This is a genomic window from Nocardia sp. JCM 34519.1, from assembly GCF_020361265.1.
GTDB classification, from domain to species: Bacteria; Actinomycetota; Actinomycetes; order Mycobacteriales; family Mycobacteriaceae; genus Nocardia; species Nocardia arthritidis_A.
In genome coordinates, this window is sequence record NZ_JAIRBR010000005.1 from 353,521 (window position 1) to 367,964 (window position 14,444).

General features: G+C 67.7%; 16 protein-coding genes. 11 read left to right on the forward strand and 5 right to left on the reverse strand.

Annotation, left to right across the window (positions count from 1 at the left end):
• Positions 1-25 precede the first annotated feature (25 nt).
• The 8 genes from LGY53_RS16280 to LGY53_RS16315 all read left to right on the forward strand — a co-directional run bounded on the left by LGY53_RS16280 (position 26) and on the right by LGY53_RS16315 (position 7,516).
• On the forward strand, positions 26-1,180 hold the full coding sequence (locus LGY53_RS16280) for a MoxR family ATPase (protein ID WP_225727635.1): 1,155 nt from the start codon (positions 26-28) through the stop codon (positions 1,178-1,180).
• Positions 1,177-2,133, forward strand: coding sequence for a DUF58 domain-containing protein (locus LGY53_RS16285; protein ID WP_225727508.1), 957 nt, complete (start codon positions 1,177-1,179; stop codon positions 2,131-2,133). Before LGY53_RS16280 ends, LGY53_RS16285 begins: the two co-directional genes overlap by 4 nt.
• Entirely contained in the window at positions 2,130-3,134 is a 1,005-nt protein-coding gene (locus tag LGY53_RS16290) for a VWA domain-containing protein (protein ID WP_225727509.1), read from the forward strand. Before LGY53_RS16285 ends, LGY53_RS16290 begins: the two co-directional genes overlap by 4 nt.
• A 237-nt stretch (positions 3,135-3,371) precedes the next feature.
• Entirely contained in the window at positions 3,372-4,091 is a 720-nt protein-coding gene (fabG1, locus tag LGY53_RS16295; RefSeq protein WP_167475867.1) for a 3-oxoacyl-ACP reductase FabG1, read from the forward strand.
• An 83-nt stretch (positions 4,092-4,174) separates the two neighbouring features.
• On the forward strand, positions 4,175-5,011 hold the full coding sequence (gene inhA / locus LGY53_RS16300) for an NADH-dependent enoyl-ACP reductase InhA (protein ID WP_167475866.1): 837 nt from the start codon (positions 4,175-4,177) through the stop codon (positions 5,009-5,011).
• A gap of 4 nt (positions 5,012-5,015) precedes the next feature.
• Complete coding sequence (locus tag LGY53_RS16305; RefSeq protein ID WP_225727510.1) at positions 5,016-6,053, forward strand: ferrochelatase; 1,038 nt, start codon at positions 5,016-5,018, stop codon at positions 6,051-6,053.
• A gap of 236 nt (positions 6,054-6,289) precedes the next feature.
• Positions 6,290-7,039, forward strand: a complete 750-nt coding sequence (locus LGY53_RS16310) for a CPBP family intramembrane glutamic endopeptidase (RefSeq protein WP_225727511.1) — start codon at positions 6,290-6,292, stop codon at positions 7,037-7,039.
• Positions 7,040-7,111: 72 nt separating this feature from the next.
• Complete coding sequence (locus tag LGY53_RS16315; RefSeq protein ID WP_225727512.1) at positions 7,112-7,516, forward strand: hypothetical protein; 405 nt, start codon at positions 7,112-7,114, stop codon at positions 7,514-7,516.
• On the opposite strand, the gene LGY53_RS16320 is transcribed toward LGY53_RS16315, so the two are convergent.
• The 3 genes from LGY53_RS16320 to LGY53_RS16330 all read right to left on the reverse strand — a co-directional run bounded on the left by LGY53_RS16320 (position 7,517) and on the right by LGY53_RS16330 (position 10,088).
• A complete protein-coding gene (locus LGY53_RS16320; RefSeq protein ID WP_225727513.1) occupies positions 7,517-8,257 on the reverse strand; it encodes a trypsin-like serine protease in 741 nt (246 codons plus the stop codon). It abuts the gene before it with no gap.
• Between the two features lie 133 nt (positions 8,258-8,390).
• Positions 8,391-9,206, reverse strand: a complete 816-nt coding sequence (locus LGY53_RS16325) for a hypothetical protein (protein WP_225727514.1) — start codon at positions 9,204-9,206, stop codon at positions 8,391-8,393.
• Between the two features lie 57 nt (positions 9,207-9,263).
• Positions 9,264-10,088: a DUF3097 domain-containing protein gene (locus LGY53_RS16330; RefSeq protein WP_225727515.1), complete on the reverse strand. Its 825-nt coding sequence runs from the start codon at positions 10,086-10,088 to the stop codon at positions 9,264-9,266.
• 230 nt (positions 10,089-10,318) lie between these two features.
• On the opposite strand from LGY53_RS16330, the gene LGY53_RS16335 reads away from it, so the two are divergent.
• From LGY53_RS16335 to LGY53_RS16345, 3 genes are all read left to right on the forward strand, one after another.
• Entirely contained in the window at positions 10,319-10,750 is a 432-nt protein-coding gene (locus tag LGY53_RS16335; RefSeq protein ID WP_167475860.1) for an NfeD family protein, read from the forward strand.
• Complete coding sequence (locus LGY53_RS16340; protein WP_225727516.1) at positions 10,750-12,000, forward strand: SPFH domain-containing protein; 1,251 nt, start codon at positions 10,750-10,752, stop codon at positions 11,998-12,000. Before LGY53_RS16335 ends, LGY53_RS16340 begins: the two co-directional genes overlap by 1 nt.
• Before the next feature lie 150 nt (positions 12,001-12,150).
• Positions 12,151-12,828, forward strand: a complete 678-nt coding sequence (locus tag LGY53_RS16345; protein ID WP_225727517.1) for an O-methyltransferase — start codon at positions 12,151-12,153, stop codon at positions 12,826-12,828.
• Between the two features lie 3 nt (positions 12,829-12,831).
• On the opposite strand, the gene LGY53_RS16350 is transcribed toward LGY53_RS16345, so the two are convergent.
• Together LGY53_RS16350 and LGY53_RS16355 are read right to left on the reverse strand one after the other, a co-directional pair.
• A complete protein-coding gene (locus tag LGY53_RS16350) occupies positions 12,832-13,404 on the reverse strand; it encodes a 3'-5' exonuclease (RefSeq protein ID WP_225727518.1) in 573 nt (190 codons plus the stop codon).
• A 50-nt stretch (positions 13,405-13,454) separates the two neighbouring features.
• Positions 13,455-14,441 (reverse strand): zinc-binding dehydrogenase, encoded by a 987-nt coding sequence (locus LGY53_RS16355; protein ID WP_225727519.1) that lies wholly within the window; start codon positions 14,439-14,441, stop codon positions 13,455-13,457.
• Positions 14,442-14,444 lie beyond the last annotated feature (3 nt).

Genomic DNA, 14,444 nt, shown 5'->3' on the forward strand with positions numbered 1-14,444 from the left:
GATTTTGGTGACTTCGACGGACGGTGTGAGTGGGGCCGATTTGGCGAAAGATGCGCCATCGGCACCGAGCACCCTGGAGCGTGACGTCCAGACCCTGGAAAAGGCGATCTACGAGGTCAAGCGGGTCATCGTCGGGCAGGACCGGTTGGTCGAGCGGCTGCTCGTCGGTGTGCTGGCGCGTGGTCACGTGCTGCTCGAGGGTGTGCCCGGCATCGCGAAGACGCTCGCCGTGGAAACCTTCGCCAAGGTGGTCGGCGGCTCGTTCTCCCGCGTGCAGTTCACGCCCGACCTGGTGCCGACCGACCTCACCGGTACCCGCATCTACCGCCAGGGCCGCGAGGAATTCGACACCGAACTCGGCCCGGTGGTCGCCAATTTCGTCCTCGCCGACGAGATCAACCGCGCACCGGCCAAGGTGCAGTCGGCGCTGCTCGAGGTGATGGCCGAGCGGCATGTGTCCATCGGCGGCAAGACCTACCCGATGCCGAATCCGTTCCTGGTCATGGCGACTCAGAACCCGATCGAGAGCGAGGGCGTGTACCCGCTGCCCGAGGCGCAGCGCGACCGCTTCCTGTTCAAGGTCGTCGTCGACTACCCCTCGGTGGAGGAGGAGCGCGAGATCATCTACCGGATGGGCGTCACCCCACCGGAACCCAAGCAGGTCCTCGAGCCTGCCGAGCTGATCCGGCTGCAGGATCTGGCCGCGAACACCTTCGTGCACCACGCCCTGGTGGATTACGTGGTCCGGGTGATCGCGGCGACCCGCACCCCGGCCGAATTCGGCATGACCGACGTGGCGAACTGGGTGTCCTACGGCGCATCGCCGCGCGCCAGCCTCGGCATCATCGCCGCGGCCCGCGCCGTCGCGCTGATCCGCGGCCGCGATTACGTGGTGCCGCAGGATGTCGTCGAGGTGATCCCGGATGTGCTGCGGCACCGCCTGGTGCTGTCCTACGACGCGCTCGCCGACGAGATCAGCCCCGAGGACGTGATCAAGCGGGTGCTGCAGACCGTCGGGCTGCCGCAGGTCGCGCCGCAGGCCGTCGCCCCGGGCGCCCCCGCGACGCCGGCACCGCCCGCGATGGGCCCGCACGGTGTGCCGCAACCGGTTCCGCAACAGCCGAATATGCAGCCCGTCGGCCAGGTGCCGCAGCCCGCGGGTAACAACCAGCCGAAGTGACGACGCCGAACCACGCCCCGCCGTCCTTCCGATCGGGTGAGCTCACCGATCCGAAGCTGTCGGCGGCGCTCAAAACGCTCGAACTCACGGTCCGGCGCAAACTCGACGGCGTCCTGCACGGCGACCATCTCGGGCTCATCCCGGGCCCCGGATCCGAACCCGGTGAGGCGCGCGCCTACCAGCCGGGCGACGATGTGCGCCAAATGGATTGGTCGGTCACCGCCCGCACCACCCACCCGCACGTGCGGCAGATGATCGCCGACCGCGAGCTGGAAACCTGGATGGTGGTGGACCTGTCGGCCAGCCTCGACTTCGGCACCGCGCTGTGCCAGAAGCGCGATCTCGCCATCGCGGCCGCCGCGGCCGTCACCCATCTGACCAGCGGCGGCGGCAACCGGATCGGCGCCGTCGTCGCCACCGGTGAGCGACTGGTGCGAATTCCCGCGCGTAGCGGGCGAATTCACGCGCAGTCGCTGCTGCGCGATATCGCGACCACCCCGCACGCCCGCGACGGTGTGCGCGGCGATCTGCGCGCCGGTATCGAGGCATTGCGCAGACCGCAGCGCAAACGCGGTCTCGCCGTGGTGATCAGCGATTTCCTCGGTGAAATCGATTGGCAGCGTTCGCTGCGCGCCATCTCGGCCCGGCACGAACTGCTCGCGGTGGAGGTGCTCGATCCGCGCGATCTGGCACTGCCCGATGTCGGCGATGTGGTGCTGCACGATCCGGAATCCGGGCGCACCCGCGAATTCAGCCTCACCCCGACGCTGCGCGCCGACTTCGCGACCGCGGCGCAACGGCACCGGCAACAGGTCGAACAGGCCCTGCGCAGCTGCGGGGCGCCGGTGCTCACCCTGCAGACCGACCGGGACTGGATCGCCGATGTGGTCCGGTTCGTATCCACCCGGCGCCACAGCTTCGGCGCCCCGAGCGGGCGGGCACCACGCCAGTGAGTATTTCCGGATTCACCTCTGCTGTCTGGCTCGGCTTCCTCGTGATCGTCGCGCTGATCGTGCTCGGCTATGTGCTCGTTCAGGTGGCACGGCACAAGAACACGCTGCGCTTCACCAATATGGAGCTGCTGGAGAAGGTCGCCCCGACGCGGCCGAGTCTGTTGCGGCACATACCGATCGTGCTCCTGGTGGCGGGCCTGGTATTTCTCACCATCGCCGCCGCCGGGCCCACCGCGGTCAAGAAGGTGGCCCGCAACCGCGCCACCGTCATGCTGGTGGTGGACGTATCGCTGTCGATGGAGGCGACCGACGTGCCGCCCAGCCGGATCGAGGTCGCGAAGAAGGCGGGTAAGGAATTCGTCGACGGGCTGCCATCGGGTTTGAACGTCGGATTCATCACCTTCGCGGGCACCGCATCGGTGCTGGTGACGCCGACCCCGAACCATGAACAGGTCAAGGCGGCCATCGACAACATCAAACTCGCCGAGCGCACCGCCACCGGCGAAGGGATCATCACCGCGCTGCAAGCCATCGACACGCTGGGTTCGGTGCTCGGCGGTTCGCAGGACCCGCCGCCCGCCCGCATCGTGCTGATGTCCGACGGTAAGCAGACGGTTCCGGCGTTCGAGGATGTGGACAATCCGCGGCACGAATACGTCGCGGCCCGGCTGGCGAAGAGCAAACACGTTCCGATCTCGACGATTTCGTACGGCACGAGCTGGGGTGCGGTGGATATTCCGGACCCGAGTGACGGCAGCACCAAGCGGCAGTCCGTGCCCGTCGACGATGACGCGATGCGCGAGATCGCCCGGCTGTCCGGCGGTGAGTTCTACAAGGCATCCAGCCTGACCGAACTCACGCAGGTGTACAACACGCTGCAGGAGCAGATCGGCTTCGAGCTCACCAGGGGCGATGCCAGCCGGCCTTGGTTGCTGCTCGGCATGCTGTTCGTCGCCGCCGGTGTCGTCACGGGTCTGCTCGGCAGGCAACGGTTGCCCTGATCGGCGGCTGCCAACTCTGCGTGCTGTCTGCAGTTGGCGGTACGCCTGTTGGGCCGCAGCCTATTCGATTTCTCCATTGCGGCTTTCGCATTACCGCAATCCTCTGTGGGCACGGCCCGGCCAGGCGGCCGGGCTTTGTCATATGTCATTGCCGAGAATCGGATCGACGCGTGTGGAGGCGAAATTTGAGGCGTACCGATAATGGTGTCGAGGACTCCACCAGGTAGGTTGGTCGCCATGTCGAACCTCACATCCCGGTCCGTGCTGGTGACCGGCGGTAATCGCGGCATCGGACTCGCGGTCGCGCAGCGTCTGCACGCCGACGGGCACAAGGTGGCCGTCACCCATCGTGGTTCGGGGGCGCCGGACGGTCTGTTCGGTGTGAAATGCGATGTGACGGATGCGGAATCGATCGATCGGGCGTTCTCCGAGGTCGAGGCGCATCAGGGTGCGGTGGAAGTCGTCGTCGCCAATGCGGGCATCACCGATAACACGCTGTTGATGCGGATGAGCGAGGAGCAGTTCAGTCGCGTCATCGATGCGAATCTGACCGGCGCGTTCCGCGTCGCCAAGCGCGCCAACCGAGCGATGCTGCGCGCCCGTTGGGGTCGCATCATCTTCCTCGGCTCGGTCATCGGCCAGATGGGTGCGCCTGGGTCGGTCAACTACGCCGCCTCGAAGGCGGGCCTGGTCGGTATGGCACGTGCGATCACGCGGGAGATCGGCTCGCGCAACATCACCGCCAACGTGGTGGCGCCCGGTCTCATCGACAGCGATATGACTCGGGAAGATATGACCGAGGAGATGCGCGAGACGGCGCTGAAGGTCATCCCCGCAGGGCGGATGGGGCAGGCCGAAGAGGTCGCCGCGGCCATCAGCTTCCTCGCCTCCGACGAGGCCTCCTACATCACCGGCGCGATTATCCCGGTTGACGGCGGCATGGGCATGGGCCACTGACCACCTGACGAAACACCCTGCGGCCGTAAGGTTTTCGCGGCCGCGGTACCCCCACCACCAACTCTCAGGAGAACCGAGAACTCATGGGCGGACTGCTCGCAGGCAAGACCATCCTGATCACCGGCATCATCACCGATTCGTCGATCGCGTTCCACGCGGCGGCGGTGGCCCAGGAGCAGGGCGCCAAGGTGATCATCACCGGCATCCCGGAGCGGCTGCGGCTGATCGATCGGATCGCCAAGCGGCTGCCGCAGGAGGTCCCGCCCGCCATCGGGCTCGACGTCACCAGCGAGGAGGATCTGGCGACGCTGGCCGAGCGGGTGCGCGAGCATGCGCCCGAGGGTGTCGACGGCGTGCTGCACTCCATCGCGTTCGCGCCGAAAACCCTGATGGGGCCGGATGCGGTGCCGTTCCTCGACGGTCCGGGCCCGGATGCGGCCAAGGCGTTCGAAATCTCCGCCTGGAGCTACGCCTCGCTGGCCCGCGCCGTGCTGCCGGTGATGAACGAGGGCGGTTCGATCGTCGGCATGGACTTCGATCCGCGCACCGCCATGCCGTTCTACAACTGGATGGGCGTCGCCAAGGCCGCGCTGGAGTCGGTGAACCGGTATGTGGCGCGAGAAGTGGGCAATGCCAAGCGGATTCGCTCCAACCTGATCGCGGCGGGCCCGATCAAGACGCTGGCCGCCAAGGCCATCGCGGGCACCGCCACCGACGACGCGGCCAAGCTGAACCAGCTCAACACCTACTGGGACGGCGCGTCCCCGATCGGCTGGGATGTCGACGATCCGACGGTGGTGGCCAGGTCGATCTGCGCGCTGCTCTCGGATTGGCTGCCCGGCACCACCGGTTCGATCATCTATGTGGACGGTGGCGCCAGCCACAACACCTGGTTCCCCGAGAATTTCTCGGCAAACTGAGGTAATGGCTTACGACGCGCTGCTGCTGCTCTCGTTCGGCGGCCCCGAACGCCCCGAGGACGTGATGCCGTTCCTGGAGAACGTCACTCGGGGCCGGGGCGTGCCGCCGGAGCGACTCGCCGAGGTCGCGCAGCACTATCTGCACTTCGGCGGTGTTTCGCCGATCAACGCGCTCAACCGCGACATCATCAAGGCGGTGGAGGGCGAATTCGCTTCCCGCGGAATCGATCTGCCGGTGTACTTCGGCAACCGGAATTGGCATCCGATGGTGGAGGACACCGTCGAGCGGATGCGCGCCGACGGAATCCGTTCCGCCCTGGTATTTCCCACATCGGCATGGGGCGGGTACTCGGGTTGTCTGCAGTACCAGGAGGATATCGTCCGGGCGCGTGCGTCCGTCGGCCCGGATGCGCCCGAAATGCTCAAGCTGCGACAGTATTTCGACCATCCGCTGCTGATCGAGGCGTTCGCCGACGCCATCCGCGCCGCGGTCGCCGAACTGCCGCGGGATGTTCGCGATGCGGCGCGGTTGGTGTTCACCGCGCATTCGATCCCGGTGCGCGCCGACGCCGTCGCCGGCCCGCCCGGTACCGGTGAGCTGTACAGCCGCCAGGTCGCCGAGGCGGCCCGATTGTGCGCGGCGGCAACGGGATTCGACGACTACGACCTGGTGTGGCAGTCCCGCTCCGGCCCGCCGCAGGTGCCGTGGCTGGAACCCGACATCGTCGACCACCTGGACCGGATCGCCGAATCGGGCGTGCGCGCGGTGGTCGTGTGTCCCGTCGGATTCGTCTCCGACCACCTCGAGGTGATCTGGGATCTCGACAACGAGGCCAAGGACCGGGCCGCCGAACTCGGCATCGCCTTCGCCCGCGCGGGGACACCCGGCACGGACCCGCGATTCGCCCAACTGGTCGCCGAGTTGGTGACCGAACAGCTGACCGGTTCCGCCGCAGCACATTTGAGCACCTTCGAAAGCCTGGGCTGCACCCTGAACGGTGCGCCGTGCGCCATCGGCTGCTGCGGGTCGCGCCGGGAGTAAGGTTCTCGATTGGTCCGCACTCGGTTCGGAGTGATCGGTATGTAGGGCTGGTAGTTGCGCAACCGCAAAGCAACTCACCGATCCCCAGAAACCGAGGCCGAGCTCTCAGTGGGCCACGGATCCGACTTTCGGAGGACGTCGCGGCGTGTGATCGCGGGATAACTTGCGGTGTGGGTGCTTTTGGAGGAGTTGAGCGACCCGGACTGGTTGTCCGGGGTGGTGTCGTATTCGTTGCGGTGGTCGTCTGGTGGCTGGTGCTGACCCGTGGGGTGTCCGCGGTGTTCGGTGCGGAGTACACCCACGGCCTACACATCTTGCGCGCGTTGGGTGCGACGTTGGTGACGGTTCCGCTGATCTACGCGGCGCGGCGTTGGCTGGACCGGCGGCCGTGGTCCGGACTCGAGTGGACCTCGTTCGCGCGTGGGTGGCGGCAGTTTCTGTTCGGCGCGGCGTGCTGGGCCGTTCCGGCCGGGGTGACCGCGGCGGTGCTGCTGGGGCTCGGCTGGGCCGATATCGATCCACGCACCTCGCTGCCGCGGACGCTGCTCGCGCTGGCGGGACTCGTGGTGCTGGTATTGCTGTTCGAGGCGATTCCGGAGGAGCTCATCTTTCGCGGCTACTTCTTCGCCAACCTTCGCGAGCGCTACTCGGTCGCCGTCACGGTGGTGAGCCAGGCCGCGCTCTTCACCGCATGGGGTGTGCTGCACGGTTCGGCGACGACGATCGATCGGATCGCGCTGTTCTTCGTCTTCGCGCTGGTACTCGGTGGGCTGCGGGCGAAAACCGGGAGTCTGTGGACCAGCATCGGATTCCACGCCGCATTCCAGGTGACCTCGCAATTCCTGGTGACCAACCACTGGAACAACATCGCCCTGCACGATCCGGATCTGGCCATAGGCGGCTTGGCCTTCGTGGTCGCCCCGTTCCTCGTCACGGCCGCGGTGCTGTTGGCTGCCCAAGGAATTCGGGGGTGGTCACGAAGCTAACGGGTAACTACACCGGGACCGATGGTCAAGACGATGCTGTTCATCAATCGATAACCGAAGGATGGGGCACGAATGAAAACCACTTCCCGACGCGTCACCCTCGCCATGGCGGCCGCGGCCGCGGCCGGTACCGCGCTGATCGCCGGTGCGGGCAACGCCGCCGCGGACGACTGGCCGGTGCAGCAGCCGAACAGTCCGGTCTCGGTCTTCGAGACCAAGAACTTCCTGACGCCGTCCGATCCGGGATATTGGAATCCGTTCGACGGAAGCTACCGGCTGACCTCGCCGTTCGGCACCAGCACCCGGATCGTGTGCACCAGCTTCCACGGGGTGACGATGCAGTGCTGGCAGGCCGATCAGGACGGCAACCCGCATGAGCTGAAGAAGTTGCCGTTCAACGCGATTGCCGGTTGGGGCCAGCCGGGTGGCGGTCCGAGCCACTTCGTCTATCCGGGATATATCCCGTTCATCAGCTGATCAGAAGTTGAGCGCCGGAATCCGCATGTAGACGCCGGGATGGTCGCCGCTCTTACCCCACGAGAGGATGGCGACCACCCGGCCGTCGACGAGAAGTGGTCCGCCGCTGTCGAATTGGCCGGTGTCGGTGGCGTCGGATCCGGCGCACAGCATGGTCGCCGGATCGTAGGTGGGTCCATATGCGGTGCCGCACCGGTCATCCGGCACGATCGGGACCGTCGCGGTGTGCAGGGCGGTATTCGACCAATCGTCCGGCGCCGTCGCGCCCCAGCCGACGACCGCACCCGAATCACCGTGTGGCGCACCGATTTCCGCGATCGGGCCGGGCAGTGGCCGGTCCAGGATGAGGATGGCCAGATCGTTCTGGAAGGCGAGATCGCCGTCGACGAGTGAGACACGGAAATCGGGATCCACCCGAATCTCCTTGACGCGCACGTTATCTCCGCCCACCGCAGCCAGGTCGGTGCGGCCGAAGGTGATGGCCGGTGGGATGGGCGCGAATTGCGCGATGACGGCGCAGTGCGCCGCGGTGAGCAGCCGGTCCGGCGCGATGAGCACGCCCTCGCAGAACTGACCGTCCGCGCGCGTGACGAACAGCGGCGATCCGATGGCGGCCAGCCACGGATAGGACGCGACATCGACGGGCGCGCCGCCGATCACCGCCGCGGCGGGTGTGGTGAAACCTGCGAATCCGAGCAGTGCGGTCGCGAACGCGGCGGCGATCCGGCGACGGTTGATCATGGTGGAACAGTTTAGGGTTCCCGGCTCGGCTCGCACGCGAATTCGCACGGCGCACTTGGTATTCCGGGCAGGTAGGCATCGACGAACCGTACGGTCGGCGAATGTTCTTGCCGGGCTTGTTCTTTCGGAGCCGTCAGGCCCGGCCGCGGGCCGGGGCGTGCACCGCGGCCAGCCGCGCCGCGCGGATCGCGTCCCACAGCGGGCGCAGCAGCGTCTCCTGCGTGAGGATGGCGCTCGCCGAGGTGGGCGCGGAGGCCGGTTCGCGCTGGGCCACCGTGAGAATGGCCGCGACATGATCGGCGGTGTCCAGAATCCGCCTGGCGCGCAACGGAATCGAATCCGGGTAGTCGTGCCGGGCGTAGTCGGCGAGCTCGGCCTCGATGAGTTCGCGCGGGTCGGTGTCGGAGCTGCCGACGGAGGTGGTGTGCAGCTGCATCAGCGCGTCGGCGGCGTCGCGCACCGCCTCGCGCATCGCGTATTCCGCCTCACCCAGCGACATATCGGGGCCGGGCGCGGGCGGAATGGGCGTGCTGTAGACGGTCCACTGCAGGGTGTCCTCATCGGCCCACTGCGGGATGAGCCCGGTGCCTTCCGTGCCGGGCACACCGATCAACAGCCCCTCACCGGCGTCGATCGCATCGGCGGCGAATGCGGTGCCCGCCGGCAGGCCGCGCACATCGCCCGGCACCGGCAGCACCAACCGCAGCAGCGCGCCCGGTTCGGTCATCGTTTCGCGAATCACCTTGAGCAGGGCCATGACTCCGGTGCCAGGCAGGTTGCCGCGGGACGACCATGGCAGGTCGGTGCGGCCGCCGGTGACCGGGTCGCCCGCCGCGATGGTGTGCTTGGGCGCCCATGCGTGCAGGGCCTCCAGCACGTCATCGGGCGCGCTGGAGCCGGCCAGCCAGGAACCGGCCCACACGGTCAGCGTGGCACTGGGAGAACACATAATTACCGAGCATAGAGGCTGGTGTGGAGCTCCGGCATCTTGTCGGGCCGTCCGGAATCACTCGGTTTCGGTGACGAAATCGATGAGTCGTTCCACCGCGCCGATGAGCGGGGTTTCCAGGTCGCGGAACGATTCGACGGCGTCGTACACACGCCGCCACCCGTCCTGCGGTGTGCCCCAGCCGAGCCTGCGGCACACCCCGGTCTTCCAGTCCTCGCCGCGCGGGATGTCCGGCCACGCCGCGATGCCGACGGCGGACGGCCGCACCGCCTGCCACACATCGATGTACGGATGCCCGGTGACCAGCACGTGCGGGCCGAGTCCGGTGCTGAGCCTGGTCTCCTTCGACCCGGTGACCAGGTGATCGACCAGCACGCCGACCCGGCGGCCGGGGCCGGGGCCGAATTCGGTGAGCCGCTCGGCCAGATTGTCCAAACCCTCCAGATGTTCCACCACGACGCCCTCGACCCGCAGGTCATGGCCCCACACCCGCTCGACCAACGCCGCGTCGTGCACGCCCTCCACCCAGATGCGGCTGGCCTTGGCGACCTTGGCCCGCAGGCCCTCGACCCGGGTGGAGCCCGAGGCGGAACGGGCGGGTTGCTCGGGTTGTCGCGCGGTAGGCCGCACCAGGGTGACCGGTTCGCCGTCGATCAGGAAGGCCGCCTCGCGCAGCGCGAACAGCCGCACCGCGCCGCGCGCGTCCTCCAATTTCACGAACTCACCGTCGTAGCTGCGTTCGAAACCGACTACGGCGCCGCAGAATCCGGTCGCCGCGTCCTCGACGACCAGATCCCGCTCCGCCGCCACCGTCGGCACCGCGCGGCGCTGTTTGCGTGGGTGGCCGGAGAAGATATCGCCGTACCTGTCACGGGAACTCACGGGTCGAACTTAACAGGGCTTCCCGGGATGTCGGTCTTACGAACGGCGACTACAGATTTCATGCGGACATGGGTAACTCGCCGGGTACGCCCAGAAGTCGACCCGCACTCGTCCGCCGGCCCGGTCGGAAAATACCGAGGCGGTAACGATCGGCGAAAATACCGGAGAGGCGGACAAGCAACCGTGTCTGTAGCGCCCCGGAACGGGGCCGTCGCACTAGAGTGGTTTTCGTGGCCGCAATCTTTTTCCTGGTCGCGGGAGCTCTGCTCGCGGCAGCGGAGATGCTCACCGGTGATTTCACCTTGCTCATGCTCGGTGGCGGCGCGCTCATAACCGCCGGTATCGGATTCGGCGCCGGCACGCCGGTGGTGGCCGATGCGGTGATCTTCGCGGTGGCCTCGCTGCTGCTGTTGTTCGTGGTGCGGCCGGTTCTGTTGCGGCGCTTCGCAACTCCGCCACCGGTCGCCACCAACGTCGCGGCGCTGACCGGCAAATCGGGGCTGGTGCTCGAACGGGTCGCCGAGCACAGCGGCCGGATCAAGCTGGGCGGTGAGGTGTGGACCGCCCGGCCGCTCGATCCGACGGAGGAGTATCCGGAGGGTGAAACGGTGTACGTCATGAAGATCGACGGCGCGACCGCCGTCGTCTGGAAGGGGCCGTAATGGCTGTATTGATCGTTGCCGCCGTCCTCGTCCTATTGGTCGTGGTGGTGGTGTTCAAATCGATCGCCCTGGTTCCGCAGGCGGAAGCGGCGGTCATCGAGCGGCTCGGCCGGTATTCGCGGACCGTGTCCGGCCAGTTGACATTTCTGGTGCCCTTCGCGGATCGGGTGCGGGCCAAGGTGGACCTGCGCGAACGGGTGGTGTCGTTCCCGCCGCAGCCGGTGATCACCGAGGACAACCTGACCCTGCACATCGACACCGTGGTGTACTTCCAGGTCACCAGCCCGCAGGCGGCGGTGTACGAGATCAGCAACTACATCGCCGCGGTCGAGCAGCTCACGGTGACGACGCTGCGCAACGTGGTCGGCGGCATGACCCTGGAGCAGACGCTGACCTCCCGCGATCAGATCAACGGCCAGTTGCGCGGCGTACTCGACGAGGCCACCGGCCGCTGGGGGCTGCGGGTGGCGCGCGTCGAGCTGAAGAGCATCGATCCGCCGCCGTCGATCCAGGAGTCGATGGAAAAGCAGATGAAGGCCGACCGCGAGAAGCGGGCCATGATCCTCACCGCGGAAGGTACCCGCGAATCGCAGATCAAGACGGCCGAGGGCGCCAAGCAGGCGCAGATCCTGTCCGCCGAGGGTTCCAAGCAGGCGGCCATCCTGTCCGCGGAAGGTGAACGGCAGAGCCGGATCCTGCGCGCACAGGGTGAGCGGGCCGCCGCCTACCTGCAGGCGCAGGGCCAGGCGAAGGCCATCGAAAAGGTCTTCGCGGCAATCAAATCCGGTAAGCCGACGCCGGAACTGCTTGCCTACCAATACATGCAGACCCTGCCGCTGGTCGCCAAGGGCGACGCGAACAAGGTGTGGCTGGTGCCGAGCGATTTCGGCAAGGCGCTGGAGGGTTTCGCGAAGAGTTTCGGCACGCAGGGCGAGGACGGCGTCTTCCGGTACGAGCCGCCGGCCGCCGACGGCGCGGAAAGCAAAGCGGCGGAGGACGATTCGGAGGTGGCGGATTGGTTCGACACCTCGTCGGATCCGAATATCGAGCGGGCGGTGCGCGCGGCCGAGGCCAGTGCGCGGGTGCCGGTGGAGGGGTTGGTGCCGCAGGTGCCGCAGGTCCCGAACGCCACGCCGCCGCAGCCGCCCACCCAGCAGCCGGAGGCCTATCAGCCGCCCCCGCCCCCGGCCTACCGCCCGGAGGATCCGCACGGACGTCCGTGGCAGCCGCCGAGCGGCTACCAGCAGTAGTTGGTTCAACCGCCCCCGATCCGCAAGGGCCGGGGGCGGTTTCATGCCTGTGGCTCGGGACGGCTCCCGATTCCGCAAGAGCCGCAGGTGGTCTCGGCCTGTGACGGAATTCAAAACGGCACGGCGCGGGTCCGGTGGCAGACTGCCGATATGACCAGAACCGAATGGGCTGAGGTAGACGACTACGTGGTGCACGCGCTGGTGACCGATCCGGAAACGGAATCGGCCCTGCAGGCGAATGCGGAGGCCGGGCTGCCGCCGATCGATGTGACCGAGGCGCAGGGCAAATTCCTCGAGCTGATCGCCCGCACCGCGGGCGCGCGGCGGGTGCTGGAAATCGGCACGCTCGGCGGCTACAGCACGATCTGGCTGGCCAGGGCGGTCGGGGAGAAGGGCAAGGTGATCACCCTCGAATACCAGCAGAAGCATGCCGAGGTGGCCAGGGAGAATCTGGACCGGGCCGGTGTCGGCGAGCGGGTGGAGATCCGGATCGGCGCCGCGCTGGACACGTTGCCCGTGCTGGCGCAGGAGCAGCCGGAACCCTTCGATCTGGTGTTCATCGACGCGGACAAGGTCAACAACAGCAATTATGTGCAGTGGGCGCTGCGGCTGACCCGGCCCGGTTCGGTGATCATCGTCGACAATGTGGTACGCAATGGCGGTGTGGCCGACGCCGATTCGGACGATACGGCGATCAAGGCGAGCCGCGAGGTGATCGAGCTGTTCGGCACGGATATCGGCGCGTCGGCGACCGTGCTGCAGACGGTGGGTCGCAAAGGCTGGGACGGCTTCATCTACGCGGTGGTCGACGGCGAACCGACGGTCTGACCGTCACGCGGCGAAAGTCGTTGTGCGCCAGGCATTGCGGACCTTCGGGTCGAGGACGAGCGCGGCGATGTTCCAGGCGTCGTCCGCGCCGCAGTGGTGGCGCCCCTCCAGGGGCAGTCCGGCGATGTGCAGCGCACCCGCCATACCCTGGCGTCTGCGCAGGCCGTACGCCTCGGCGAAGATCTGCTTCGCGTTGGTGTGCTCGCGGCCGAACGGGTAAGCGACACCGGTGTTCTCGCATTGGCGCAGGAACTGTTTGCGGTCGTAGTCACCCCAACTGGCCCACGGGCGGGCGTGCGCGTCGTATTCGTCGGCCAGCAGGCGGCAGGCCTCGGCGAACGAGATGCCGGTATCGACCTCGGCCTGGGTGAGTCCGGTGAGTTCCGTGCAGAATTCGCTCACCGTGGACCGTTCGGGCCGAACCAGGATGCGGTGCTTGGCGATTCGTATACCGGCCGCCGGATCGACCACGGTGAGCCCGATTTCGATGATCTCGTCCACCGCGCCCGGCGGAGTTGGGCCGTCCCAGCAGGTCGCCTCGACATCGACGACGTTGAGCAGCGTATTCATCCCCATACCGGATGACGGTAGGGGAGCCGGGCGGGTCGGCTCAACGGATTAACGGTTCACGGCACCAGCACCACCTTGCCGACCGTCGCGCGGGTTTCCAGCGCGCGATGCGCCTCGGCGGCCTCGGCGAGTGAGAACCGTTGCACCGCAGGGCGCAACCGCCCAGCTGCGGCCTCGGCCATGGCGCGGTCCTCCAGCACCCGGATATCCCCGCCCACCGGCCGCAGCATCGCGGGGCCGAGCACCATTTCGGAGGTGATGCCGCGGGCGGCCAGTTCGGCCTCGGAGAACTTCAGCGGCTCCTCGTCGCTGCCGGACCAGCCGTAGACCAGGCGCTGTCCACCTTTGCCGAGAAGATCGATTGCGGCCCTGGCGAATTCGCCGCCGACGGAATCGAACAGCACGGTTGCCCTGCGGTCGCCCAGCGCGACGCGCACGGTGTCGGCCCAGTCGGCGCGGGTGTAATCGGCGGCGATATCCGCGCCATTGCGTTGCACCAGTTCGACTTTCGCGGGTCCACCGGCCAGCCCGACGACGTAGGCGCCCGCGTTCTTCGCGTATTGCACCAGCAGGGTGCCGATACCGCCCGCCGCAGCGCTGACGATCGCGACGCTGTCGGGTCCGAGCTCGGCGAACTGCAGGATGCCGAGGGCGGTGCGCCCGGTGCCGATCATCGCGACGGCATCGGCCGCAGCCATGCCGTCCGGAATCTCGTGCAGCCGTGCGGCTTCCGTCACGGCGAGCTCGGCATAACCGCCGGGGGCCGCCCCGAGGTGTGCGACCACCCGCTTGCCGAGCCAGGCCGGATCGACATCCGGACCGACCCGGTCGACGGCGCCCGCGACCTCCCTTCCGGGGATCGTCGGCAGCTCGGGCAGCGGGAACGGCCCCGGCTGCCCGGCCCGGAGTTTGGTGTCGACGAGGTGGACTCCGGCCGCCGCGACGGCGATCCGAACCCGACCCGGCCCGGGCAGCGGGTCGGGCACGAGGTCGTACCGCAGATTCTCGGCCGGGCCGAATGCGTGTAGCTGGATGGCATGCATGTC